24 protein-coding genes are annotated in these 24,571 nt (G+C 72.9%); 9 read left to right on the forward strand and 15 right to left on the reverse strand.

What is annotated here, in order from left to right:
* Positions 1–135: 135 nt before the first annotated feature.
* The gene (locus DRB89_RS27185; protein WP_112452614.1) at positions 136–318 is read left to right on the forward strand and encodes a hypothetical protein; all 183 of its coding nucleotides are present in this window, start codon (positions 136–138) and stop codon (positions 316–318) included.
* A gap of 23 nt (positions 319–341) precedes the next feature.
* Complete coding sequence (locus DRB89_RS27190) at positions 342–896, forward strand: MOSC domain-containing protein (RefSeq protein ID WP_112452615.1); 555 nt, start codon at positions 342–344, stop codon at positions 894–896.
* Between the two features lie 176 nt (positions 897–1,072).
* Here the strand turns inward: DRB89_RS27190 and DRB89_RS27195 are convergent, their stop codons facing one another.
* The 3 genes from DRB89_RS27195 to DRB89_RS27205 all read right to left on the reverse strand — a co-directional run bounded on the left by DRB89_RS27195 (position 1,073) and on the right by DRB89_RS27205 (position 3,141).
* Positions 1,073–1,537, reverse strand: coding sequence for an SAM-dependent methyltransferase (locus DRB89_RS27195; protein ID WP_112452616.1), 465 nt, complete (start codon positions 1,535–1,537; stop codon positions 1,073–1,075).
* 56 nt (positions 1,538–1,593) lie between these two features.
* Positions 1,594–2,382: a hypothetical protein gene (locus DRB89_RS27200; protein ID WP_112452617.1), complete on the reverse strand. Its 789-nt coding sequence runs from the start codon at positions 2,380–2,382 to the stop codon at positions 1,594–1,596.
* A gap of 147 nt (positions 2,383–2,529) precedes the next feature.
* Positions 2,530–3,141: a methyltransferase domain-containing protein gene (locus DRB89_RS27205; RefSeq protein ID WP_112452618.1), complete on the reverse strand. Its 612-nt coding sequence runs from the start codon at positions 3,139–3,141 to the stop codon at positions 2,530–2,532.
* Positions 3,142–3,309: 168 nt separating this feature from the next.
* On the opposite strand from DRB89_RS27205, the gene DRB89_RS27210 reads away from it, so the two are divergent.
* Positions 3,310–4,143 carry an MHYT domain-containing protein gene (locus tag DRB89_RS27210; RefSeq protein WP_112452619.1) on the forward strand — a complete coding sequence of 278 codons (834 nt, stop codon included), beginning with the start codon at positions 3,310–3,312 and terminating at the stop codon, positions 4,141–4,143.
* 446 nt (positions 4,144–4,589) lie between these two features.
* Positions 4,590–5,759 carry a hypothetical protein gene (locus tag DRB89_RS27215; protein WP_112450853.1) on the forward strand — a complete coding sequence of 390 codons (1,170 nt, stop codon included), beginning with the start codon at positions 4,590–4,592 and terminating at the stop codon, positions 5,757–5,759.
* 133 nt (positions 5,760–5,892) lie between these two features.
* Here DRB89_RS27215 and hflX read toward each other — a convergent pair whose 3' ends face one another.
* The 6 genes from hflX to miaA form a co-directional block, all read right to left on the reverse strand.
* The gene (gene hflX, locus DRB89_RS27220) at positions 5,893–7,401 is read right to left on the reverse strand and encodes a GTPase HflX (RefSeq protein WP_112450852.1); all 1,509 of its coding nucleotides are present in this window, start codon (positions 7,399–7,401) and stop codon (positions 5,893–5,895) included.
* Between the two features lie 207 nt (positions 7,402–7,608).
* Positions 7,609–9,057, reverse strand: a complete 1,449-nt coding sequence (locus tag DRB89_RS27225; protein WP_112450851.1) for a M1 family metallopeptidase — start codon at positions 9,055–9,057, stop codon at positions 7,609–7,611.
* A gap of 75 nt (positions 9,058–9,132) precedes the next feature.
* A complete protein-coding gene (locus tag DRB89_RS27230; RefSeq protein ID WP_112450850.1) occupies positions 9,133–11,214 on the reverse strand; it encodes an HD domain-containing protein in 2,082 nt (693 codons plus the stop codon).
* A gap of 140 nt (positions 11,215–11,354) precedes the next feature.
* Positions 11,355–12,230 carry a diaminopimelate epimerase gene (gene dapF / locus DRB89_RS27235; protein ID WP_112450849.1) on the reverse strand — a complete coding sequence of 292 codons (876 nt, stop codon included), beginning with the start codon at positions 12,228–12,230 and terminating at the stop codon, positions 11,355–11,357.
* Between the two features lie 61 nt (positions 12,231–12,291).
* Positions 12,292–12,870, reverse strand: coding sequence for a hypothetical protein (locus DRB89_RS27240; protein ID WP_112450848.1), 579 nt, complete (start codon positions 12,868–12,870; stop codon positions 12,292–12,294).
* A 130-nt stretch (positions 12,871–13,000) separates the two neighbouring features.
* Positions 13,001–13,939: a tRNA (adenosine(37)-N6)-dimethylallyltransferase MiaA gene (miaA, locus tag DRB89_RS27245; protein ID WP_112450847.1), complete on the reverse strand. Its 939-nt coding sequence runs from the start codon at positions 13,937–13,939 to the stop codon at positions 13,001–13,003.
* A 219-nt stretch (positions 13,940–14,158) separates the two neighbouring features.
* On the opposite strand from miaA, the gene DRB89_RS27250 reads away from it, so the two are divergent.
* Entirely contained in the window at positions 14,159–14,374 is a 216-nt protein-coding gene (locus DRB89_RS27250) for a hypothetical protein (protein ID WP_112450846.1), read from the forward strand.
* A 25-nt stretch (positions 14,375–14,399) separates the two neighbouring features.
* Entirely contained in the window at positions 14,400–14,645 is a 246-nt protein-coding gene (locus DRB89_RS27255) for an antitoxin (protein WP_112450845.1), read from the forward strand.
* 110 nt (positions 14,646–14,755) lie between these two features.
* Here DRB89_RS27255 and DRB89_RS27260 read toward each other — a convergent pair whose 3' ends face one another.
* Together DRB89_RS27260 and miaB are read right to left on the reverse strand one after the other, a co-directional pair.
* Positions 14,756–15,463: a class III extradiol dioxygenase subunit B-like domain-containing protein gene (locus tag DRB89_RS27260; protein ID WP_112450844.1), complete on the reverse strand. Its 708-nt coding sequence runs from the start codon at positions 15,461–15,463 to the stop codon at positions 14,756–14,758.
* 115 nt (positions 15,464–15,578) lie between these two features.
* Positions 15,579–17,066, reverse strand: coding sequence for a tRNA (N6-isopentenyl adenosine(37)-C2)-methylthiotransferase MiaB (gene miaB / locus DRB89_RS27265; protein ID WP_112450843.1), 1,488 nt, complete (start codon positions 17,064–17,066; stop codon positions 15,579–15,581).
* A 140-nt stretch (positions 17,067–17,206) separates the two neighbouring features.
* On the opposite strand from miaB, the gene DRB89_RS27270 reads away from it, so the two are divergent.
* Positions 17,207–18,202, forward strand: coding sequence for a TAXI family TRAP transporter solute-binding subunit (locus DRB89_RS27270; protein ID WP_112450842.1), 996 nt, complete (start codon positions 17,207–17,209; stop codon positions 18,200–18,202).
* Between the two features lie 79 nt (positions 18,203–18,281).
* Here DRB89_RS27270 and DRB89_RS27275 read toward each other — a convergent pair whose 3' ends face one another.
* The gene (locus DRB89_RS27275) at positions 18,282–19,211 is read right to left on the reverse strand and encodes an ROK family protein (protein ID WP_112453743.1); all 930 of its coding nucleotides are present in this window, start codon (positions 19,209–19,211) and stop codon (positions 18,282–18,284) included.
* Between the two features lie 106 nt (positions 19,212–19,317).
* Positions 19,318–20,349 (reverse strand): LacI family DNA-binding transcriptional regulator, encoded by a 1,032-nt coding sequence (locus DRB89_RS27280; protein WP_112450841.1) that lies wholly within the window; start codon positions 20,347–20,349, stop codon positions 19,318–19,320.
* A gap of 360 nt (positions 20,350–20,709) precedes the next feature.
* Here DRB89_RS27280 and DRB89_RS27285 point away from each other — a divergent pair, with 360 nt between their 5' ends.
* A complete protein-coding gene (locus tag DRB89_RS27285; protein ID WP_112463451.1) occupies positions 20,710–23,061 on the forward strand; it encodes an ATP/GTP-binding protein in 2,352 nt (783 codons plus the stop codon).
* A 142-nt stretch (positions 23,062–23,203) separates the two neighbouring features.
* On the opposite strand, the gene DRB89_RS27290 is transcribed toward DRB89_RS27285, so the two are convergent.
* Positions 23,204–23,455: a type II toxin-antitoxin system RelE/ParE family toxin gene (locus DRB89_RS27290; protein ID WP_112448160.1), complete on the reverse strand. Its 252-nt coding sequence runs from the start codon at positions 23,453–23,455 to the stop codon at positions 23,204–23,206.
* A complete protein-coding gene (locus DRB89_RS27295) occupies positions 23,452–23,712 on the reverse strand; it encodes a type II toxin-antitoxin system Phd/YefM family antitoxin (protein WP_112453322.1) in 261 nt (86 codons plus the stop codon). The genes DRB89_RS27290 and DRB89_RS27295 overlap by 4 nt, the downstream gene beginning before the upstream one ends.
* Positions 23,713–24,106: 394 nt before the next feature.
* Between DRB89_RS27295 and DRB89_RS27300 the strand changes: the two genes are divergently transcribed.
* Positions 24,107–24,565 (forward strand): hypothetical protein, encoded by a 459-nt coding sequence (locus tag DRB89_RS27300; RefSeq protein WP_112448159.1) that lies wholly within the window; start codon positions 24,107–24,109, stop codon positions 24,563–24,565.
* The last annotated feature ends 6 nt before the right edge of the window (positions 24,566–24,571 follow it).

A 24,571-nucleotide genomic window follows, 5' to 3' on the forward strand; every position in this document is an offset into this window, starting at 1 on the left:
GCCCGCAGGCCGAGGCGCCGCCGTGACCCAGGTCACTGCGGGTTCCCCGCGTCGATCGGTCGCGCGAGTGGGAACGCGGGAGCGGGAGCACGCGTTGAGTGGGGTAGTGGCCGACGGAGAAAGAGGTGTCCGCAGATGTCCACGAGCGGAAAGGTCGCGGTTGCCGGAGTAGTGGCAGCCATCGTGCTGTTCTGGGCGGTCGGGTTCTGGGCGGGACTGCTGGTCCTGATCGGTGTGCCGACGGCCGCCTACCTGCTGTTGGACTCCTCCCAGCGTCGTAGGCTGCGGGGAATATCCAGGAAGCAGATCGGCCGCTGAGGCCGCCACGGGGGCAGTGATCCATGAGCACGGCGAGAGCGGCGCAGGTCGCGGCGGTCAGCAGCAACGGCGTCTACTCGTTCACCAAGCCCACGCGCGAGAGCATCAGGCTCATCGAGGGACTGGGGGTCGAGGGCGACGTTCACGCGGGCGTCACGGTGAAGCACCGTTCGCGCGTGGCCCAGGACCCGACGCAGCCGAATCTGCGGCAGGTCCACCTCATCCACCGGGAGCTCTTCGAGGAGGTCGCGGAGGCGGGTCACCAGGTCGAGCCGGGCCAGCTCGGCGAGAACGTCACGACCGAGGGCATCGACCTGCTCGGCCTGCCGACCGGCACCCTGCTGCGCCTGGGCGAGGACGCCGTGGTGGAGGTGACCGGCCTGCGCAACCCGTGCCTGCAGATCGACGCCTTCCAGCACGGGCTGCTCAAGCAGGTGGTGAGCCGGGACGAGGAGGGCAACCTGCTCCGCAAGGCCGGAATCATGGGCGTGGTCCACCGGGGCGGCACCATCCGTCCCGGCGACACCATCGAGATCACGCTCCCGCCGGTCCCGCACGTCCCGCTCGACCGGGTCTGACGCGAAAGCGACGGCCCGGACCGGACCTCGATGACAGTGCGGCTCAGCATCGCGTACAGGTGACGGTGCACGTCGCACAGCACATCACCAGGTGCAGATCCGGGGCGGTGAGGGCGGGTTCGGGGTGTCCCACATCGTGAAAGGCCGGGAGGCGGCGGCGTACGGCGCCGCGCCGGTCAGTAGTAGTCCCGCATCAGCACGGTCGCCCACTCGGGCTGGCGGTGGTCGCCGCGCGGGCCGAACTCCGCCATGTACGGCTTGAGATCGAGCACCGGGGTGCCCGACACCGCGTCCAGGCCCTCCACGTGCACCTCCGGACCGTCGGCCGCCCCGGCGTCCACCTTCACGACGCGGCAGCGCGAGACGCCCAGCCGGTTCGGCCGGTTCTTGCCGCGCTGCGCGAAGATACCGACGAGCGGCCAGTCCGGATTGCCCCGCGGGTGACGCGCGCCCGTCTCGATCCTGTCCTGCGGCACCCGGTCGAAGTGGTAGACCACCTCGACGTGCGAGAAGTCCTCCAGCCCGTACAGCGCCTCGGGGCCGAACCGCTCCCGGTCCAGGCGGATCACCGCCGCCTCCCGCCCCCAGTCGTCGTCGACGACCTCCGCGCGGCCGCCGACCACCACGCCCACCGGGACCATCTCCACCGAACCCACCGGACCCACCGAACCTGCCGTCACGGCCTCCCCCTTCGTGTTCAGACCGGCCGCACCGCGACGCGGTCCAGCGCGGTCAGCAGCTCCGCCAGCTCCGGGAGTTCCCCGTCCGCCTCGGGCGGGACCGCCAGGACCTCGCTCGGCTCCTCGTCCAGCAGGACGAAGGCCGCCCCGCCGGTACGGGCCACCAGCGACCAGCCGGGGCCGTCCACGCGCAGCGTGCGCGCCTCCTCGCCGGCGAAGGACGACCGGACCCGGCCCGGCGGCGGCACGGTCCGGGTGTAGCCCAGCGCCTCCTTCAGCGCCCGCGCCAGCCCCGGGTGCGAGGCGGCCGCCGCCCCACCGTCCGAGGCCACGCGCTCGCTCCAGGTCGCCCACTCGCGGGCGATCTGGTCGGCGCCCATCCGCCGCTGCACCGGCCCCCAGGCCTCGGCCGAAGGCGGTGCCAGCGGCACCCGGCCCGTACCGTCGGCGCCCTGCTCCGGATCGTGCGGCTCGGGTATGCCCGCCGTCGACACCGCGAGCTCCAGCGGCCAGCCCGCCAGCGAGACCACGATGGACCGTTCGTCGGGGGACAGGTCGTATTCCATCCCGCAGTCCCAGGAAGCGATGGCCATGGCCACGAGCGAGACGTCGTCGACCACGACCGTCCAGCGCGCGCCCTCCTCGTCCTGGCCGAGCACCAGCCCGTACCCGGATGCCGCCGGCGGCACGCCCAGCAGCGAGCAGGCCTCGGGGAAGTCGTCACCCAGGATGCTCGGGAACTGCGCGGGGGTCAGCAGCACGGCGGTCAGCACGTACAGCGAACCGCCGTCCTCCTCGTCGGACACGTGGCCTCCCGGTCGTTCTCTCGTCGGCGCACCCTAACCAGCGAGTAACCACCGCGTCGAGAGGCGGCGGGAGGAGATTTCCAGGCCCGCCACCTGCGCGGAGGGTTTGGCGCCCGCGGCGGGGAGGGCGACGTGCGACGTCCGCCCTCAGGCGGTGCGCACGGCCAGTGCCATGAACCGGGCGTCCTCGTCCGCGTACGAGGTCATCCGCCAGCCCGAACCGGCCAGCAGCGGGCCGAGGTTGTGCTCCGCCCGCATGTCGTCCGGGGTCAGCTCGCGGCCGTGGCGCGCCGCCAGGGCCGCGCGCCCGATCGGGTGGAACAGCGCGAGCCGCCCGTCGGGGCGAACCACGCGGGCGAGTTCGCGCAGGTTGGCCCCCGGGTCGGGCAGGTGGGCGATGAGCCCGGCGGCGAAGACCGCGTCGAGCGCCCCGTCGCGCAGCGGCAGCTGCGCCACGTCCGCGAGCAGCAGCGCGCCCTGCGCGCCCCGGCCGGCGTCCCGCGCGGCGGCCAGCATCTGAGGGGTGAGGTCGGCGCCGAGCACGGTGCCCGACGGGCCCACGGCCGCGCGCAGCGCGGTCATCGCCCGGCCGGTGCCGCAGCCCGCGTCGAGCACCCGGTTCCCGGGCCGCAGACCGAACTCGGCCACCGCCGTCTCGAAGGCGGGGCCGTCGCCGGGGAACTTGCGGTCCCAGTCGGCCGCGCGCGCTCCGAAGAACTCCTGGACGCGGGTGTGATCCTGTGTGCGGTCTTCGCTCATGTGCCCATGATCCCCCACCTCGGTCCGGGCACATGCCTGCGGAACGTGTGCAAGGTGGTACGCGGTGTGATCGCAGATGAACGTATCTCTGTCATATTCCAGCAGTTCCAGTGGCTTTCGAAATGCGCCCCTTGTTCGCGCCCTCACCCGGACTAGCGTCCCGTGGCCATGGGACACCTGGACCACGCCGCCTATGGCTGGCTTACCCCCGCGCTGTCATACGTGATGGCCTGCATCGGCGCTGCCCTCGGGCTGCGCTGCACCGTCCGCGCACTCGAGGCCGCGACCGGAGCCTCCCGCCGCAACTGGCTCCTCACGGCGGCCTCGGCCATCGGGACGGGCATCTGGACGATGCACTTCGTCGCGGTGCTCGGCTTCCACGTCACCGGGACCGAGATCCGCTACAACGTGCCGCTGACCATCCTCGGGCTGCTCGTCGCCGTCGTCGTGGTCGGCGCCGGAGTGTTCGCCGTCGGCTACGGCAAGGACCGCGGCCGCGCCCTCGTCCTCGGCGGCCTCACCACCGGCCTGGGCGTCGCGAGCATGCACTACCTGGGCATGGCGGCCCTGCGCCTGCACGGATCGGTCTCCTACGACCCGCTGATGGTCGGGCTCTCCATTGCCATCGCCGTGGTCGCCGCCACCGCCGCCCTGTGGGCGGCGCTCAACATCAAGTCCCCGGTGGCCGTCGCGGTCGCCTCGCTGATCATGGGCGCCGCCGTCACCAGCATGCATTACACCGGCATGCTCGCCGTCGCCGTCCACGTCGTCCCCTCGGACGCACCGCTGCCGGGCGCGACCGCCATGCAGTTCATCTTCCCGCTCGCCGTCGGCCTCGGCTCCTACCTCTTCATCACCTCCGCGTTCGTCGCGCTCTCCCCGACCGCCGACGAACGCGCGGCCTCCGCCGCCGCTTCGGCCGACCGCCGCCTGGGGGAGCGCGGTGCGGCGGCCGCCCCGCCCACCGTGTCCGCTTCCGCCCCGTCGCCGCCGGGCCGCTGAGACCGGGGCGGCGGCCCGCGGAGCGCCGCCCGGCCTTCCCGGCCCGCCCCCGGCCCGGCGGCCGGACCTTCCTGCGGCCCGCCGTTCACCTGCGGCCCGCCGTTCACCTGCGGCCCGCCGTTCACCTGCGGCCCGCGGTTCGCCTGCGGCGGGACGTGCGCCTCGGCCGCGGCCTGCCCGCTCGTCAAAGCCACGAGTGTCGCTCCTCCCGCACGGTTGCTCTTCCGGAGTGCGCCTCGAACACCAACGCTGCTCCCCCATCCCCCGTACGTACCAACGACGGTGACGACGACGGATCACGGGTGGCCCCAAGATCCTTGCCCCGCCCGGAGATCGGGCCCCCGCCGGGGGAACCGTCGCCCCGGGCTGTGCCGTCCCCCACGGCAGCGGCATAGTGGGGTGCTGCAACCCAGGCACCATCCCGAACCACCAGGGGGATTCACGACATGCGACCGATCCGACCGGTCACCGCGATCCTGTGCGCGGCCGCGCTCGCGCTGACCGCCGCGGCGTGCGGGCCCGGCGACGGTGAGACCGACGCGAAGCCGACCGTGGCGGCGAGCCTGCCCACCAGCCTGGACGGGGTGAAGATCCCGGACGCGCTCAAGGACAAGCTCAAGGAGCACGGCATCGACCTGGAGAAGTGGAAGGGAGGTGCGTGGAAGGACTGGAAGAAGGAGGACTGGCTCCGCGAGGCCGGCGACTACATCAACCCGATCATCGAGGACCTCTGGGACCCGGACCGGATGCGTGACGCCGACAAGACTCCGCAGCCTCCCGCCGTCGACCCCGACGCGGGCAAGGACCAGGGGGTCACCGACCCGGTCCCGGCTCCGGTGGCCGCCAAGCCCGTGAAGGCGCCGTACCACACCAGCGTCCCCGCCTCCGGCAAGGTCTTCTTCGACGGCCCCGAGGGCTCGATGGTCTGCTCGGCGACCGTGGTCAAGGACCCGGCGCACCCCGGCAAGTCCAACATGGTCTGGACGGCCGGCCACTGCGTGCACGCGGGCAAGTCCGGCGGCTGGTACCGCAACATCGCCTTCGTCCCGTCGTACAACGACGCGGGCAAGCCGGCGGCCGCGCTCAAGGGCGCGCCGCGCCAGGAGGTGGCCCCGTACGGCGTGTGGTGGAGCGATTGGGCGCAGACCTCCGACCAGTGGATCGCGACCGGCGGTCCGACCGGCGGCGCGGGTGCCCCGTACGACTTCGCGGTGCTGCACGTGACCCCCGAGAAGGGCGGTGCCAAGTCCCTGGAGGAGACGGTCGGTACGGCGCTTCCGGTGGAGTTCAACACCGCGGCCGCGCCCAAGATCGCGAGCATGACGGCCACCGGCTACCCGGCGGCTGCCCCGTTCGACGGTCAGAAGGCCTTCCAGTGCGCCGACAAGCCCGGCCGGCTGTCGCTGAACGCGTCCGACCCCGTGATGTACCGCATCGGCTGCACGATGACCGGCGGTTCCTCGGGCGGCGGCTGGGTCGCGGCGGGCGCCGACGGCAAGCCGGCGCTGGTGTCGAACACCTCGATCGGCCCCGCGAAGGCGGGCTGGCTGGCCGGACCCCGGCTGGGCCCTGAGGCCAAGGGCGTCTTCGACGCCGTGAGCGGCAAGTTCAAGTAGCACGCAGCGAGTAGCAGGTAGCAGGTAGCAGGTAGCAGGTAGCGCACGGTTCCGCGCACCCACCGCATGACCGAGGGCCCCCGCATCCGCGGGGGCCCTCGTCATGTGCGGTGCGGCCCGCAGGCCGGCCGCGTCAGTGCTTCGCGAGCACGTACGGAGCGAACTCCGCCGCCAGTACCGCGTGCACCCGCGCCTTGAGCAGGGTGCCCTCCGCCGTGTGCTCCTCGGAGATCACCTCGCCCTCGGCGTGCGCACGGGCGACCAGCGAGCCGCGCGTGTACGGCACCACGGCCTCGATCTCGATCGCCGGCCGCGGCAGCTCGGCGTCGATGAGCGCGAGGAGTTCCTCGATGCCCTGGCCGGTGCGCGCCGAGACGGCGATGGAGCGCCGCTCGATCCGCAGCAGCCGCTGGAGCACCAGCGGGTCGGCCGCGTCCGCCTTGTTGATCACCACGATCTCGGGCACCTTGACGGCGCCGACCTCGCGGATGACCTCGCGGACCGCCGCCAGCTGCTCCTCCGGAGCCGGGTGCGAGCCGTCCACGATGTGCAGGATGAGGTCGGAGTCGCCGACCTCCTCCATCGTGGAGCGGAACGCCTCGACGAGGTGGTGGGGCAGGTGCCGGACGAAGCCGACCGTGTCGGCCAGGGTGTAGACCCGGCCGGACGGCGTCTCGGCCCGGCGCACGGTCGGGTCGAGGGTGGCGAACAGCGAGTTCTCCACCAGTACGCCCGCGCCCGTGAGGCGGTTGAGCAGCGAGGACTTGCCGGCATTGGTGTATCCGGCGATGGCGACCGAGGGCACCTTGTTTCGGCGCCGTTCCTGCCGCTTGATGTCGCGGCCGGTCTTCATCTCCGCGATCTCCCGGCGCATCTTCGCCATCTTCTCGCGGATCCGGCGCCGGTCGGTCTCGATCTTGGTCTCACCGGGGCCGCGGGTGGCCATGCCGCCACCGCCGCCGCCACCCATCTGCCGGGACAGCGAGGCACCCCAGCCGCGCAGTCGCGGCAGCATGTACTGCATCTGCGCGAGCGCGACCTGCGCCTTGCCCTCTCGGGACTTGGCGTGCTGGGCGAAGATGTCGAGGATGAGCGCGGTCCGGTCGACCACCTTCACCTTGACGACGTCTTCGAGGGCGATGAGCTGGCCGGGGCTGAGCTCGCCGTCGCAGACGACGGTGTCGGCGCCGCTCTCCATGACGATGTCGCGCAGCTCTCGCGCCTTGCCGGACCCGATGAAGGTGGCCGGGTCGGGCTTGTCGCGGCGCTGGATCACGCCGTCGAGCACGAGCGCGCCCGCCGTCTCGGCGAGGGCGGCGAGCTCCGCGAGGGAGTTGTCCGCGTCCTGCGCCGTGCCGGAGGTCCACACGCCCACGAGTACGACCCGCTCCAGGCGGAGCTGGCGGTACTCGACCTCGGTGACGTCCTCGAGCTCGGTGGAGAGGCCGGCCACGCGGCGCAGGGCCGCGCGCTCGGAGCGCTCGTACTGGGCGCCGTCCCGTTCTCCGTCGATCTCGTGGCTCCAGGCGACGTCCTCTTCCATCAGGGCGTCGGCCCGAAGGCTCTCGGTGAAGCTCTGCGAGTCCGCCGCAGTCTCTGCGTCGTCCCGCGCGTCCTGGGAAGGGGAAGAAGAGGAGGTCATTGGATCCTTACGTCGTTTTCGAATGCGTCCGCGTCAGGCGAAGCGGAGCCAAGGCCAAAGCTACTCCCGCGCGTGACACAACACTGTCACGTCCAACGCGTGACACTCCCCGGAGATTCCCCCGGAGTGCCCCCGCGACGCGGCGCCCCCGTACCGGGGGCCCCGTGGAACGGCCTCGTCGATGGTGGCATGCCCGTTCCGCACGCGTCACACGCTTTTCGGGCCGCCCCACTCGGGGTGCCCCGGCATGGCCGGGGTCTTCTTCCCGTACAGCCACGGCTCCAGGAAGGCCCCCAGGTCCCGCCCGGCCTCCCGCGAGGCGAGGCGTACGAAGTCCGCCGTGCCCGCGACCGCGTCCCGGTGCTCGCCCACCCAGCGCCGCTCCACCCGGTCGAAGGCCTCGGCCCCGATCTCCTGGCGCAGGGCGTACAGGATCAGCGCGGCCCCGTCGTAGACCGCCGGCCGGAACAGCCCGATCTTCTCGCCCGGAGGGGCCGGCCTCGGTGCGGCGGGGGGCCCGCCCGCCGCACGCCACTGGTCGGAGCGCTGGTACGCCTCGCGCATCCGCCGCTCCAGGGAGTACTTGCCGAGGCCGTCCGCGTACAGGGCCTCGTACCAGGTGGCGTGGCCCTCGTTGAGCCACAGGTCCGACCACGCGCGCGGGGACACGCTGTTGCCGAACCACTGGTGGGCCAGCTCGTGGACCATCACGGATTCCACGTACCACTCGGGGTACCCGGCGCCGCCGGCGAAGAGCGCGCTCTCGAAGAGCGACAGCGTCTGCGTCTCCAGCTCGAAGCCGGTCCTGGCCTTCGCGATCAGCACCCCGTAGTTCTCGAAGGGGTAGCGGCCGACGCGCGCCTCCATCCACTCGACGTGCCCGGCGGTCTTCTTCAGCCAGGGCTCCAGCCGCTCCCGGTCCGCCGCGGGCACCACGTCGCGCAGCGGCAGTCCGTGCGGCCCGGTGCGGTGCACGACGGCCGAGTCGCCGACCGAGACCTGGGCGAGCTCGGTGGCCATCGGGTGCAGGGTCCGGTACGTCCACGTGGTCGCGGTGCCCGCCCGGTGGGCCGGGAGCAGGCCCGGCACCCCGTTGGCGACGGCCGTCAGCCCGGCCGGCGCGGTGACGCGGAAGGTGAAGTACGCCTTGTCGGCGGGGTGGTCGTTGCACGGGAAGACCCGGTGGGCGGCGTCGGCCTGGTTGGCCATCGCCAGCCCGTCCTCGGTGACCACCCAGCCGCCGTCGCCGCGGCCGCGCGGATCGCTCGTGTGCCGGATGGCGATGTGCAGGGGGGCGTCGGCGGGGAGCGGCCGGGCGGGGGTCAGCACGAGGTCCTCCCCGATGCTCGCGAACTGCGCCGGCTCCCCGTTGACCTCGGCGGACGCCACCTTCCCGTGGGTGAAGTCCAGGTTGACGGATTCGAGCCGGGTCAGGGTGCGCGCGTCGATGACGGTGACCGCGTCGAGCGGGGTCTTGTTGTCCTTGTACGCGAAGGACAGGTCGTACGAGAGCACGTCGTAGCCGGGGTTCCCGAGCTCCGGGAACAACGGGTCGCCGATGCCCAGCGCCGTGGGCGGGGGCGCGACCGCGGCGACGAGGGTGAGGGAGGCCGCGGCCAGCAGGGCGGCGCGCAGGCGCGGGGAGGTGAGCTGCATCCCCCACCGCATATCAGCGACCGGCGCGCGCCCGCGACCGGCGCGCGACGGCTCCACCCGAACGGGTCGGGCGGGCTACGCCCGGCTGACGTCGTAGACGCCCGGCACGTCCCGCATCGCCCGCATGAGGCCCGGGAGTCCGGCCGCGTCGGGCAGTTGCAGGGTGTAGCTGTGCCGGACCCGCTGCTCGACCGGCGGCTCCACCGTCGCGGAGACCACTTCGACCCCCTCGCGGGCGATGGCCTCGGTCAGATCGGCCAGCAGGTGCGGGCGGCCGAACGATTCGGCGAGCAGCGTGACCCGGCAGTCGGCGGTCGCCCGCCAGTGCACGGCGACGGGCGTGCGCCCCACCGCCCGCATCTGGGCCACCGTCGCGCAGTGGACTCGGTGCACGGTGACGACCCCGCCCCGGACGACGAACCCCTCCACCGCGTCCGGCGGGACCGGGGTGCAGCACCCGGCGAGCCGTACGGTGGCGTCCGGCAGGTCGGCGACGGCGTTGCCGCCGCCGCCCCGGGCCCCCACCACGGACAGCGGCGCCCGCGGCGCGGCCGCGGCGGGTCCGGCCCCGTCGGGATGGGACTCCAGCCAGCTGCTGATGGCGATGCGGGCGGCCGGGGTCCTCGCGTGCTCCAGCCAGTCGGCGGACGGTCCCGAGGTGGCGTCGTGCGAGAGCAGCAGCTGGACGGTGTCCCCGTCCGAGAGCCGGGAGGACAGGGAGGTCAGGCGCCCGTTGACCCGGGCGCCGATACAGCCGTGGGCCGCCTCGCCGTACTGCGCGTAGGCGGCGTCGATACAGCTGCCGCCGGCCGGCAGGCCCAGCGTGCCCCCGTCGGCCCGGAACACGGTGATCTCGCGGTCCTGGGCCAGCTCCGAGCGCAGGACGTTCCAGAAGGTGTCGGGATCGGGGGCGGACTGCTGCCAGTCGAGCAGCCGCGACAGCCAGCCCGGCCGCGTCGGGTCCACCCGCTCCTCGTCGCAGTCGGCCGATTCGGCCGCCTGCGGGGTCGTGTACGGATTCCCGAGCGCGACCACGCCCGCCTCCGCGACCCGGTGCATCTGCCGGGTCCGCACGATCACCTCGGCGACGTACCCCTCGGGCGTGGCGAAGGCGGTGTGCAGGGACTGGTAGAGGTTGAACTTCGGGGAGGCGATGAAGTCCTTGAACTCCGAGACGACCGGGGTGAAGCAGGTGTGCAGCTCCCCGAGCACCCCGTAGCAGTCGGCGTTCTCGGCCACGAGGACCAGCAGGCGGCCGAAGTCGGAGCCGCGCAGCTCCCCGCGCTTGAGGGCGATCCGGTGCACGGAGACGAAGTGCCGGGGCCGCACCACCACCTCGGCGGCGATGCCCGCCTCGCGCAGGACGGCCCGTACGGAGTCGGCGATGGCGGGCAGCGGGTCGCGGTCCCCCGCGTGGGCCGCGATGAGGGCGCGGGTGTGCTCGTACTCCTCGGGGTGCAGGATCGCGAAGACGAGGTCTTCGAGCTCGGTCTTCAGGGCCTGTACGCCGAGCCGTTCGGCGAGCGGGATCAGCACGTCCCGGGTGACCTTGGCGATGCGGGCCTGTTTGTCGGGGCGCATCACCCCGAGGGTGCGCATGTTGTGCAGCCGGTCGGCGAGTTTGATGGACATCACGCGGACGTCGTTGCCGGTGGCGACGAGCATCTTGCGGAAGGTCTCGGGCTCGGCGGCGGCACCGTAGTCGATCTTCTCGACCTTGGTGACGCCGTCGACGATGAAGCAGACTTCCTGGCCGAACTCCTCGCGGACCTGATCGAGGGTCACGTCGGTGTCCTCGACCGTGTCGTGGAGGAGGGACGCCGTCAAGGTGGTGGTCTCGGCGCCGAGTTCGGCCAGGATGAGGGTGACGGCGAGCGGATGTGTGATGTACGGCTCACCGCTCTTGCGCATCTGGCCGCGGTGCGAGGTCTCGGCGAGCAGGTACGCGCGGCGCAGGACGGAGAGGTCCGCGTCCGGGTGGTGGGCGCGGTGCGCTTCGGCGACATGGCCGATCGCGTCCGGCAGGCGGTCCCGGGACGTGGGGCCGAGCAGTGCTGCGCGCCCAAGTCGTCGCAGGTCAAGTCTGGTCCGGCCCCGTCTGCGAAGTTCTGGGCGCTCTTCGGGGCGTGCTTCGGGGTTCGTGGCCTCTGCACTCATGGGCACCTCCGGCGGCTTCGACCGGCGGTGGTGGGCATGGGGTGAGCCCTCAGGGCCGGTGCCTGATGCTACCGACCCCACCACGTGGCGCAGTCCACCTCTCGCTCAGCGTGAAACGGATCACCCATTAGAGGGAAGCTTTAGACGAAAGCCGTTTCGGTGAGCCAGGCGGGATCGAACTCCCCCTCGGCCACGATGACGGCGGGTCCGGTCATCTCGATCCGGCCGTCGGGGTGTTCGGTGATGACCAGCGTGCCGCCGGGCAGATCGACCGTGTACGTGGCGGGCGCGCCGGTGACGGCCGGATCCGCGCCGTCGCGGCGGATGGCGGCCACGGCGACCGCGCAGGCGCCGGTGCCGCAGGAGCGGGTCTCGCCGGAGCCGCGCTCGTGGACGCGCATGGCGACGTGCCGGGGGCCGCGGTCGACGACGAATTCGACATTGACACCCGTCGGGTAGGCGGACGCCGGGCTGTACGGGGGCGGGTCCAGCAGGTTCCCGGCATCGTCCAGGCTGTCAACGAAGGCCACCGCGTGCGGGTTCCCCATGTTGACGTTGCGCGCGGGCCAGGACCGCTCTCCCACCGAGACGGTGACCTCGCCCTCGGGCAGCTCGGCGCGGCCCATGGAGACGGTCACGTCACCGGCCTTGTCGAGGTGCACGCGCTTGACGCCGCCGCGGGTGGCGACGGCCAGGTCGCCGGGCTCGGCGTGCCCCGCGTGGTGCAGGTAGCGGGCGAAGACGCGGACGCCGTTGCCGCACATCTCGGCGACGGAGCCGTCGCTGTTGCGGTAGTCCATGAACCACTCGGCCTCGCCGGCCATGTGCGCCGCCTCGGGGTGCGCGGCGGAGCGCACGACGTGCAGCACGCCGTCGGCGCCGATCCCGGCCCGCCGGTCGCACAACCGGGCGACGGCGGACGCCGGCAGCTCGATGGCGTTGTCCGGGTCCGGAACGATCACGAAGTCGTTCTCGGTGCCGTGGCCCTTGAGGAAGGAGAGGCTCGTCTGCGTCACCCGCCCATGGTACCGAGCCGGCCGCGGAGCAGGTCGGGCGCAGGAGGCCGGCGGAGGAGGGCTAGCGGAGCCGGGCCACCCGGTACACCGCGAGCGCAACGACGGCCAGCGCGACCAGCGCGTACAGCCCGGCCACCCGCCAGTCGGGGCGCCGGCCGGAGCCGCGGGCCGGGAGCCCGGGCAGGGCGTAGCCCACGCGGCGCGCGGCCATCATGCCCCAGCCGCCCGCGCAGCAGCTGATCAGGAACCCGAGCATGGCGACGACCGCTCCGCCGTCGCCGAACTCGAAGGCGAGCGGGAAGGCGAACATCAGGGATCCGGAGGCGGCCAGTACGACGATGGGGGCGATCTGCCACAGACGCAGCCGGCGCTGCGGCCGCAGTTCCACCTCGAAGGCGGGGGCGGAGGCGGCCTCCGCCTCGGCGGAGTCGGGCGCGTCCGGGCCGTCGGGGGTCAGCCGCGCGGGCTCCGCGGGCAGTCCGAGGCCGTCCGGACCGGGGCCGTCGAGGTTGTCGAGTCCGCCGGCGTCGAGGCCGTCGTCGTCGAACCCGTCCGCCGCCCCGGAGAGAGCACCGTGAAGCGTCGGGTCCGTTTCCCGTCGGGTGTCGTCCCGACCGGTGTCGCGAGGGCCGGCCTCCATCGCCACGCGCCCTCCCACTCGGACTCGGTACGCCGCCGTTCACCGCCGGTGAGGCACCGGCGGAAGTTTGATGATGGCACGCCGTCAGGCCCCGAACGGGCGCCCGGGGCGTCCCGATGCCATCACGTGATCAGGCTGTGACCGCTCGTTCGACCAACGACTGCGCGAGTCCGGCGAGTTCCCCCCGGTCATCGGCGGCCCCGCTGAGCCAGTGCACCCTCGGGTCGCGGCGGAACCACGAGTCCTGCCTGCGGGCGAACCGCTTGGTGGCGCGCACCGTCTCGGCGCGGGCCTCCTCCATCGTGCACTCCCCGGCGAGTGCGGTCAGCACCTGCTGGTAGCCGAGGGCCCTGGAGGCGGTGACTCCGTCGCGCAGTCCCGCGGCCTCCAGCTCGCGGACCTCCTCCACCAGCCCGGCCTCCCACATCCGGTCCACGCGCAGCGCGATCCGTTCGTCGAGCTCGGGCCGGGCCACGTCCACGCCGATCTGGACCGTGTCGTAGACGGACTCGTGGCCGGGGAGGTTGGCGGTGAACGGCCGGCCGGTGATCTCGATGACCTCCAGCGCGCGCACGATGCGGCGGCCGTTGCTGGGCAGGATCGCCTGCGCGGCGGCCGGGTCGGCGGCGGCGAGCCGGGCGTGCAGGGCGCCGGGGCCGCGCAGGGTGGCCTCGGCCTCCAGCCGGGCCCGGACCTCGGGGTCGGTCCCGGGGAAGTCCATCGCGTCGAGCGCGCCGCGCACGTACAGGCCGGACCCGCCGACGAGGACCGGCGTACGGCCCTGGGCGAGCAGCGCGTCGATCTCGGCGCGGGCCAGGCGCTGGTACTCGGCGACGCTCGCGGTCTCGGTGACGTCCCAGATGTCGAGGAGGCGGTGCGGGACCCCGCCGCGCTCCGCCGTCGTCAGTTTGGCGGTGCCGATGTCCATCCCCCGATACAGCTGCATCGAGTCGGCGTTGACGACCTCGCCGTCGAAATGGCGGGCCAGGGCTACGCCCAGATCGGACTTTCCGGCCGCGGTGGGTCCGACGACGGCGATGACCCGCGGGGCGGGGGCTGCTTTCCTCACCGCCCCAGTCTCGCAGCCCTCCGTCAAGACACCGCCATGTACCCGATCGAGCTACGTGACGGGCGCGGATCGGGGTCGTTGCCTTGGCGGGGTTCCGGCCCGGCGCGCGCCTGTCGTACGCCCGGCTCCGGACCGGCGCGGGCCGGTCCGTACATGGTCCGTACACGGGTCCGTCCACGGCGGAACTTCACTCACACGAGTAACGTTATAGGAGTAGACATGGGCATTTTGGACCGGCTTCTCGGCCGCAAGAGCCAGACCACGACCGAAGAGGTCGCCGGCGCGGATCTGACGGCGGAGTCCGTGACGGCCGACGAGGCCGGGACCGGGCCGGCTGTGGCCGAGGAGAGCGCGGCGGAAGCCGTCGAGATCCCGAAGCAGCAGTCGGCGGAGGTCGCCGCGGACAGCGAGGCCGGCGAGGGCGCCCGTACGTAGTTATCCCGCCAATGGAAGGTGACCCATGGGCCTGCTGGACAATCTGAAGGCCAAGCTCGCGCCCGCCAAGGACAAGGTCGGCGACCTCGCGCAGCAGCACGAGGGCAAGATCGCCCAGAATCTGGACAAGGTGGCCAAGGCCGTCGACTCCAAGACCAAGGGCAAGTACAGCGGTCAGATCTCTAGCGGTGCGGACAAGGCGAAGGACGCCCTGGGCAAGATCGCGCACAAGGACACTCCCGGCGGGCCGACGCCGCCGGCGGCTTCCTGACGCGGTTACGGGAGGGGCGCGGCACCACCGAGCGTGGTGCCGCGCCCCTCTGCCGTGCGCCTCTGCCGGGCGGCCTCTGCCGTGGGCCTCTTCCGTGCGCCTCTGCCGGGCTACGACCAGGCGGCGACGAAGTATCCGACCCCGTACGGCGCGTCCTCGTACAGCAGCCGCGCTTCGAGGCCCGCGCCCTCGGCGGCGCCCGCGAGCACCTGCCAGGGGGCCCGTCCCGCCGCCTGGAGTTCGCGGGCGAGCCCCGCGTCGAGGGCGGCCAGCGCGGCCGTGTCGGCGGCGCCCAGCGCGCGGGCGGCCTCGGCGTCGAAGGCGTCCGCGCGGTCGTCGAGGTAGCCGGGGGCCTTGAGGGACCGGCAGGCGCTGCCGTCACCCATCACGAGCAGTGCGACCCGGGCGTCGCGCCGGGCGAGCTCCCGGCCGGCTTCCAGGCAGCGGGCGGTGTCCAGGGCCTCGGCGACCCCGAGCCCCTCCAGGGGCGCCGCACCCCAGCCGGCCCGGCCCAGCAGCCAGGCTCCGACGGCGAGCGGGGCGGGCAGCAGGCGCGGCCCCTCCTCGCCCTCGCCCAGCCGTACCTCGGTGGCGGCTCCGAAGCCGCGGAAGGTGCCGCGGGCGCCCTGGGGGTAGGAACCCCCGTGCTCCTCGTCGCAGGCTCCGACGACCACGAGCAGATCGGGCCGGGAGGCGGCGAGCACGGACAGCGCGTCGGAGCACGCGGTACGGGCGTCACCGAGTTCGGCGGCGGCTCCCGCGGCGATCTCGGGCACGAGCATCGGCGGGGCGGGGCAGACGGCAGCGGCTACGAGCATGATCTGCAGCGTAGCCGCACCCGGCCGGGACGCGCGTGGCTCTCCGGCGAAGCCGGATCCGCGAATCCGGGGCCGCGCCGCGGACCTCGCTCGCCGGGGCCCCGTACCCCGCCCGTCAGGAGGACGCGGGAACCGCGCAGCCCGAGGCGGCCACCGGCAGCGGGGCCGGGACGCCCAGGGTGGGGATCCCCAGCAGGACGCCCTTCGGCTGCGCCGGAGCCGCGTTGCGCTTCTCCCAGGCGTCGCCCGCACGCGTACGGCGTACCGACTGCGTCGGGCCCTCCGCCAGCAGGTGGTGCGGGGCCGCGTAGGTGATCTCCACGGTCACCACGTCGCCCGGGCGGACCTCCTGGAGCGGCTTCGTGAAGTGCACGAGGCGGTTGTCGGGGGCGCGCCCGGACAGCCGGTGCGTGGCGCCGTCCTTGCGGCCCTCGCCCTCGGCGACCATGACCTCCAGCGTGCGGCCGACCTGCTTCTTGTTCTCGTCCCAGGAGATCTCCTCCTGGAGGCCGACCAGGCGCATGTACCGCTCCTGCACGACCTCCTTGGGGATCTGCCCGTCCATGTCGGCGGCGGGGGTCCCGGGGCGCTTGGAGTACTGGAAGGTGAACGCGTTCGCGAAGCGGGCCTCGCGCACCGCGTGCATCGTCTGCTGGAAGTCCTCCTCCGTCTCACCGGGGAAGCCCACGATGATGTCGGTGGAGATCGCCGCGTGCGGGATGGCGGCGCGGACCTTCTCGATGATGCCGAGGAAGCGCTCCTGGCGGTACGAGCGGCGCATCGCCTTGAGGATCGTGTCCGATCCGGACTGCATCGGCATGTGCAGCTGCGGCATGACGTTCGGGGTCTCGGCCATCGCCGCGATCACGTCGTCGGTGAAGTCGCGCGGGTGCGGGGAGGTGAAGCGGACCCGCTCCAGGCCCTCGATGGCGCCGCAGGCCCGCAGCAGCTTGGAGAAGGCCTCGCGGTCGCCCAGGTCGGAGCCGTAGGCGTTCACGTTCTGGCCGAGCAGGGTGATCTCCGAGACGCCCTCGGCGACCAGCGCCTCGACCTCGGCGAGGATGTCGCCGGGACGGCGGTCCTCCTCCTTGCCGCGCAGCGCCGGGACGATGCAGAAGGTGCAGGTGTTGTTGCAGCCGACGGAAATCGACACCCACGCCGCGTACGCGGACTCGCGCCGGGTCGGCAGCGTGGAGGGGAACGCCTCCAGCGACTCGGCGATCTCGATCTGCGCCTCCTCCTGGATGCGCGCGCGCTCCAGCAGGACGGGCAGCTTGCCGATGTTGTGGGTGCCGAAGACCACGTCGACCCAGGGGGCGCGGTCCACGATGGTGTCGCGGTCCTTCTGCGCGAGGCAGCCGCCGACGGCGATCTGCATGCCGGGGCGCTTGGTCTTCATGGGGGCGAGGCGTCCGAGGTTGCCGTAGAGCTTGTTGTCGGCGTTCTCGCGGACGGCGCACGTGTTGAACACGACGACGTCGGCGTCGCCGTCGGACCCCTCGGGGGCGCGGACGTACCCGGCGTCCTCGAGCAGGCCGGACAGCCGCTCGGAGTCGTGCACATTCATCTGACAGCCGTACGTCCGGACCTCGTACGTTTTCACAACAGTCGCCTCGCCCTCGGTGCTCACCCAGCAAGGGTAAGGGTCGGGTCGGGCACCCGGGGCCCGACGGTGGGCGCGGGGCGGCCGGACGGGCCGGGCGGGCCGTGACAGGAGGGCGGGTCGGTGGCAGGATCGCGGCCATGCCTCTCGTACCGCCCCGGATCAGCAGGCGCCGTGCCCTGCGGGCCCTGGTGGCCGTACTGGCCGTCCTGTGCGCGCTCGTCTGGTGGCTGAGGCCCTTCGGGGAGCCCGAGCTGAAGGGGGACCTCACCTTCAGCACCGGCGTCCAGACCGGTGTCTACCACCTCTACGGCCAGCTGCTGGAGCAGTCGCTCGCCGAGAACATGCCCGGCGTGAACGTCCGGCTGCAGACCAGCGAGGGCTCGCAGCAGAACCTGCAGCGGGTGGCCGCCGGCGAGGCGGACTTCACAGTCGCCACGGCGGACGCGGTGTTCAAGTACCAGCTCGACCGGAAGCCCGGCGCGGACCGGCTGCGCGGCTGCGTACGGCTCTACGACGACTACGTACAGCTCGTGGTGCCCGCCGGTTCCCCGGTCCAGTCGGCCCGGGACCTGCGCGGCAAACGGGTCGCGGTCGGCCAGGACGGCTCGGGCGTGCGGCTGATCTCGGAGCGGCTGCTCACGGCGGCGAGGCTGGACCCGGCCCGCGACATCACCCCGGTGTCGATCGGCATCGACACCATGCCGGCGGAGCTGGAGGCGGGCCGGATCGACGCCTTCTTCTGGTCGGGCGGGCTGCCGACCAACGCCGTGCGCGGGCTGTCGGAGCGGTTCGAGATCCGGCTCGTGCAGCTCGGCGATCTGGTGGAGGCGCTGCAGGAGAGCGGCAGCCCGGCCCGCTACTACCGGGCGGCGGTGATGCCCCAGGACGCCTACGCGCGGGCCCGCAACACCTCGGCGGTGTCCACCGTGGCGGTGCCGAACCTGCTGGTGACCCGGGAGGACACGGGCGCCGAGCTGACGGAGCAGTTCACCCGCACCGTGATCCTCAGCCGGGACACGATCGGGCACGAGGTGCACGCGGCGCAGCTGGTGGACCTGCGGACGGCGATCTACACCGATCCGCTGAAACTGCACGAGGGCGCGGCCCGGTACTACCGCTCCGTCAAGCCGTAGGCCGCTGTGGCGGGCCCTGTCACGGGCCCTGTCACGGGCCGCGGCGCGGGCCCCGGCGCGGTCTCCGCCGGAGCCGTGCTCAGGACGGCAGCAGCATCATCGCCGCCGCGGCCGCGCCGATCAGGCCCGCGTGGGTGCCCAGCGTCGCCGGGACGACCTGGAGGTCCTTGACGAAGGACAGGGTCGCGTACGAGGCGAGGTGCGCGCGGATCGGCCCGAAGAGGGTGTCCCCGGCGGCGGCGACGCCCCCTCCGACGACGGCGATGTCGGTCTCGACGAGGCTGGCGGTGGCGGCGATGGCCGCGGCCAGCGCCCGGCCGGCCCGGTCGAAGGCAGCCAGCGCGACCGGGTCGCCCGCGGCCGCGGCCGCGGCGGCTCCGGCGGCCGTGGCGTCCCCGGCCGGGGTCCAGCCCTGGGCCAGGGCCCAGCGTGCGATGGCGGTGCCGGAGGCGAGGGACTCCACGCAGCCCCGGCCGCCGCAGGCGCACGGCTCCCCCTCGAAGGCGACGCTGATGTGGCCGATGTGGCCCGCGTTCCCGGTGGGTCCGGGGTGGAGCCGGTTGTTCAGGACCAGTCCGCCGCCGACGCCGGTGGACACCACCATGCACAGCGCGTTGGCGTGCCCCCGGGCGGCGCCCAGCCAGTGTTCGGCGGCGGTCATCGCCACCCCGTCGCCGGCCAGCAGCGTCGGGATCCGCCCCCCGTGCGAGGCGAGCTCCGCCTCCACCCGGGCCTGGACGGGGTAGCCCCGCCAGGCGCCGATGTTGACCGGGCTCACCGTGCCGCGCGCGGTGTCCACCGGGCCCGCGCTGCCGATGCCGCAGCGCACCGCCGAGGGCCACAGCGGGGACTTCGCGAGCTCGGCGACGACCTCGGCGACGGCGGCGAAGACGGTGTCGCCGTCCGCCGCGCCGGGGGTCGGGCGCCGGGTGGTGGCCGTCATCGTGCCGTCGCCGTCCACCAGCGCGCCGGCGATCTTCGTACCGCCGATGTCGATCGCGACCGTCAGGCCGGATTCGGCCCCCGCGCCGGCCCGGGGGCCGGGAAACGCGGAGGTGGGTGCGGGCGTGGGGGCGGGAGTGATCACGGTGACGCTCCAGAAAGGGTCTCGGAATTCAGTATGCGGCCGGTGGCGGAGCCGTACTCTCACGGGGCTCGAGCCGGGGCCGCTCGCTCTCCCTGGATCTCGGCGGGCTGCCGGCGAGGACGGCGAGGAGCTCCTCGGCGGCGATCCGACCGAAGGCCCCCGTATCGCGGACGAGCGCGGTGAGCCGCGGGCGGGTGACCCGGCAGAGCGCGGAGTCGTCCCAGGCCACGAGGGAGAGCCGGTCCGGCACGGGGATGCCCAGTTCGGCGGCGACGGCGGCGCCCGCCACCGCCATCACGTCGTTGTCGTAGACGATCGCGGTCGGCGGCCGGGGCCCGGCGAGGATCCGCCGGGTGGCCGCCGCGCCCTCGGCGTCGGAGTAGTCGGTGGGGACCGAGCGCACGTCGCCCGGGCCGAGCCCGAGCCGGTCCGCCTCGGCGCGCAGCGAGCGGATCCGGCGCTCGGTGTGGGCGAGCCCGGGCAGTCCGGCCACGTGCGCGATCCGGCGGTGGCCGAGCCCGCACAGGTGGTCGAGGACCTGGGCCATGGCGCCGGCGTCGTCCGCCCGGACCGCGGACAGCGTGGAGGGCGGATCGGTCTCCCCCACGGTGACGGCGGGCAGGGCCAGCTGCTGGAGGAGGGCCGGGCGCGGGTCGTCGGTCCTCGGGTCCACGACGATGACCCCGTCGACGCGCCGCTCGGCCCACCAGCGGCGGTAGACGGCGCATTCGGCCTCGATGTCCGGGGCGACCTGGAAGAGCAGGGCGATCCGGCCGGCGGCCAGCACCTCCTGGATGCCGGAGACCAGCTGGAGGAAGAAGGACTCGACGCCGAGGGTGTGCGCCGGCCGGGCGAGGACCAGCCCGACGGCGCCGGACCGTTCGCCGGAGAGGGCGCGGGCCGCACTGTTGGGCTGCCAGCCGAGCTCTTCGGCGACCTTGCGGACACGGGCGCGGGTGCCCTCGGAGACTCCCGGCCGGTCGTTGAGCGCGAAGGAGACCGCGCTCTCCGACACCCCCGCCTGGCGGGCGATGTCCTTGATGGTGGGTCTGCGGGCCATGGCCTGTCTCATCCCTCGCTGACGTGGACGGCAATGGCCGGACCGTACGCGATCCCGTCCCGGCGGTGACACCAATTCCACGGTCCATTTCCGCGGACTTCCTTGTGCGACAACACCGTTCGACGACAACAAAACCAGAGCTAAACCGCATTAGTGCACGTAGCTTCAGACGGCTGAAACCCTTCTGTCAACAGGACTGAAGCGCTTAAGCAGCGGTGCGGCGGACCTGTTGACTTATCCCGGCTCGGGACGGCAGGTTATGGGGCGTCCGGCGAATTCCCCCTGAACTCCAGGACCCTTCATGCACGGATGGGGGGGAGAGAAGGGTGTGGATAAGAGACGGCCTGCTGAGGCAGTGCCTTGCCGAACCGGTCGGCCGGCAATGACTACGAGCGCATCCTCTTGACCCTGCGCCTGGCCCTTGCCTCACACGTGGGTCGCCCGCTGCCCGCCTTCGACATCGCCCTGCGGCGCTACTGGGACCACCAGCACCCGAACGAGAGCCTGGAGGAGTACCTGAACCGTGGCGGGCTGGCCGACCGGTTCGGCAAGGCACTGCCTCAGCAGGTGCAGTCCGTCCTCGCGGACGTCGCCCAGGCCCTGCTGCTGCCCGGCACCGTCGGCACCGCGGTCGGCGCCCTCACCGGCGCCCTGACCACCGCACTGCGCGAGCGCAGGCAGACCGTGCGGGCGCTGGCCGCGTGCGACCGGCTGGCCGACCTCCTGGACGCCGAGCCCGACACCAACAGCCTCTCCTACTACCCGCACCTGTTGGCCTTCGAGCTCGACCGGCTCCCCGCCGCCCAGGCCGTCGTGCCGGTGGTCATGCTGGACACGTTCGAGGACACGGGCACCCGCACCCACCGCGACCTCGAACGCCTGGTCCAGCGCCTGGTGTGGCTGATGCCGAACGCCCTGTTCATCGTCACCGGCCGCGGCCGCCTGCAGTGGGGAGACACCGGCCTGGAGGGCCAGCTCGACTACACCGGCCCCGTCGCATGGCCGGGCCTGGCGGGGCAGGCGGTCCCCGGCCCGCGCTCCGCCGGTACCCCGGCAGGGTCGGGACGGCAGGTCCTCATCGGTGACTTCGCCCCGGAGGACTGCACCGACTACCTCGCCCGCCGCCTGACCTTCGAGGGCCGGCCCCTGATCTCCGCCGAGCTCCGCGAGGCCATCGCCCAGCAGTCCCACGGGCTGCCCCTCTACCTCGACCTCGCCGCCCACCGGTTCCTGGAACTGCACCGCACCGGGCGGACCCCCTCCGCCGGCGACTTCGGGACCGACTTTCCAGCGCTGGTCACCCGTACCCTCGCCGATCTGACCCCAGACGAGCGCCACGTACTGCGCGCCGTCTCGCTGCTGGACGCCTTCGACCTGCCACTGGCCACCGCAGCCGCGGGTCTGCCGCACCTGTCGGCAGCCGCACGGATGGTGGAGCGGCCCTTCGTCCGCCAGGATGCCTTCGCGCTGTGGCCGTACCACCTGCACGCGCTGATCCGCTCGACGCTGCGTACGGCCGACGACGCCACGGACGACCGCTGGACCGACACCGACTGGCAGCAGGCCGCATCCCGCGCCCTGGCCGCGCTCGGCGCACAGTGGCAGGCGGCCCCGGGCCTCGACCGGCGCCTGCTGGTCGGCTGCCTGCGCCAGGGACTGGCCCTGGCCCGTGACCACCGCCTCGACCTCGACTGGCTCACCCCGGCGGCCTGGGCCTACGTGGACGACTACGTGTGGGAGCCGGTGACCCTCCCGGCCAGGGACGGAGGCGAGGAGGGGATCGCCACCGCCGCCGACGCGCTGGCGGAGCTCCTGTCCGCGCTCGCCCGACGCCAGCACGAACACCGCTCCACCACCGTCTCCCGGCTCACCGAAGTCCTCGACAGCGACCTGCTGCCCGCCGAGCTCGCCGACCTGGCCCTGTACTACCGCTCCAAGGCGTACCGCGACCTCGGCCAGGCCGAAGAGTCCCGTGACGGAATGCGCCGCGTCGCCGACGGCGGAGGCCGCCTCGCTCCCGACGCCGCCCGCGGCCTGGCCCACCTCTCCCGCGTGGCCGGCGACTTCCCCGCCGCGCTCGCCACCGCCCGCACCCTCGGCTGGGACGGCCGGGGCAACCGCGTCCTCGGAGACATCCACTTCGCTCACGGCGACATGGCCCAGGCCACCGCAGCCTTCACCACCGCCCGCACCGACGCCGAGCGGCACAGCAACCGAGGCGAGCAGGCCATCGCCCAGGCCAACCTCGCCCTCACCTACTCCTTCACCGACCCCAGCCGGGCCGACGACGAGATCTCCCTCGCCGAACACCTCCTGGCCGGCCTCGACCAGCGCGCCACCGCCCTCACCGTCCAGGTCGCCGCCCTCGCCCGCCAGGCCGGAACCCTCACCACCCTCGACGGGGCCCGCGCCCTGCGCACCGAGATCCACGCCGCCGGCATCACCGCCGCCCAGGCCACCCTCGAACTCGCGCTCGTCTTCCACCACGCCGTCACCGGCGAACAGGACAAGGCCCAGGCCGCCATCGCCCGCCTCACCGAACTCACCCGGACCGGCGACTACAAGTACTGCGTCGACGTCGCCCGCCACATGGCCGACCTGCGGATGTCCGAACCCTCGACCGTGTCCTGGCTCGACGGGTCCGACGCTGTTCGCGCCCGCTGGCGGAACCTGGTCCAAGCCCGCCGCGACCAGCTCATCGCACAGGCGTAGGGGCACTGGAGCTGTCCTCCCCCCCTACTCAGAGGCGAGCAGGTCCGGCACCATCAGACCTGTTGGGGCTAACAGGTCTGACGGATATGACGAAGGGCCGGACCACGAGTTGGTCCGGCCCTTCGTCGTCTGCTCTGGGGTGTCAGCCGACGCGGCCGACGTGGATGACCACGATGGTGATGGTGGCCTCGGTGATCTCGTACATGACCCGGTAGCGCCCGATGTGGATCCGGCGCAGGTCTGGGGATCCGTAGGGGGTACTGCCCTCGGGGCGGGGCTGGTCGGCGAGCAGGTCGACAGCGTCCATCAGCTGCCGCAGCCCGTCCGGGTCGTCCTTCAGGAACCGGGCGGCCGCGTCGATCGCGGCTTCGTCCCAGGTGATCGCGTACGTCAAGCCGGCTTCACCAGCCCGAGCCGCGCACGGACCTCGTCATGCGGGACAGGCGCGGTGGCCGTGCCGGAGCTCTGGCGCACGCGGTACAGGGCCAGAGCCAGGGAGTCCTCCAGGTCGGCGAGCTCCTGGGCGTTGATGATCACGGCGGCTGGGTGGCCGTGATCCGTGATGGTGATACGTTCCCGGGCGCTGCTCGCGCGGCGGACCAGCGACCCGAACTTCGATCGCGCTTCGGTGATCGGCAGAGTGTCACTCATGTGCACAACTGTACACTTCACGCCGGTCGTGGCTAGTGGCCCCCGGCGGTGCCGTACCGGGAGGCCCTGCCCACCGTGGTTGGTCCCGTTAGGTCTAACAGGACCAAGCACGGCGGCGACCCGAGACGAGAAGACCCCCGTCCGCGAATCGCGGACGGGGGTCCTCTCGAGGCCCGTGGTGACGATGGGCCCCCTCACGTTCTCCCAAAGGATCACGGGCTCCAGCGGGGAGCCGTCGAGGGCGGACTCGGCTCCGGCCGGCAGGGAGCGGCTCCACATGTTCCTTCAGGGAACACGCCCGGTGTTCCTCCAGGGAACAGGCGCGGTGTTCCCTTAGGGAACGAGGTACGACGGCGGACTGGCTGTCGTACGAGGGTGGCCGTACCGTCCGGTTATGGACGACAGCCGCCCGGAGCCCGGCCCGAGGTGTCTGTGGTGCGGTCGACCATTCGACGAGGGCCCTGCCCTTCGACGGTACTGCGCGCGGCCGCGGCTGTGCCGCGACCAGGCATATCGCGAGCGGCGACGCGCGAAGCAGGCCCAGCCTGCCCGCAGCGCCCTCGCCCGCGCAGGGCACAGCCTCGACGTCCACCTGCAGAACGTCCGCGAGGTCCTGCTCCAGGCCGTGCTGCAGGAGGACGCGTGGCCCGGGGTGTTCGCCCTCGCGGCCGCGGGCGTCGAATCCCGCGCGGCGACCCTGGTGCGCGTGTGCGTTCTGGAGGAGCGTGCCGCCGGAACCTCGTGGGAGAAGATCGGCGAGCCGTTCGGCATCAGCGCGGACGCCGCGCGTAAACGCTGGGGCCGCTGGGAGCTCGTGTGCCACCCAGAGGACAACGAGCTCAACAGTGGGTAGACCCGT

Source organism: Streptomyces sp. ICC4, from assembly GCF_003287915.1.
Taxonomy (GTDB): Bacteria; Actinomycetota; Actinomycetes; order Streptomycetales; family Streptomycetaceae; genus Streptomyces; species Streptomyces tritrimontium.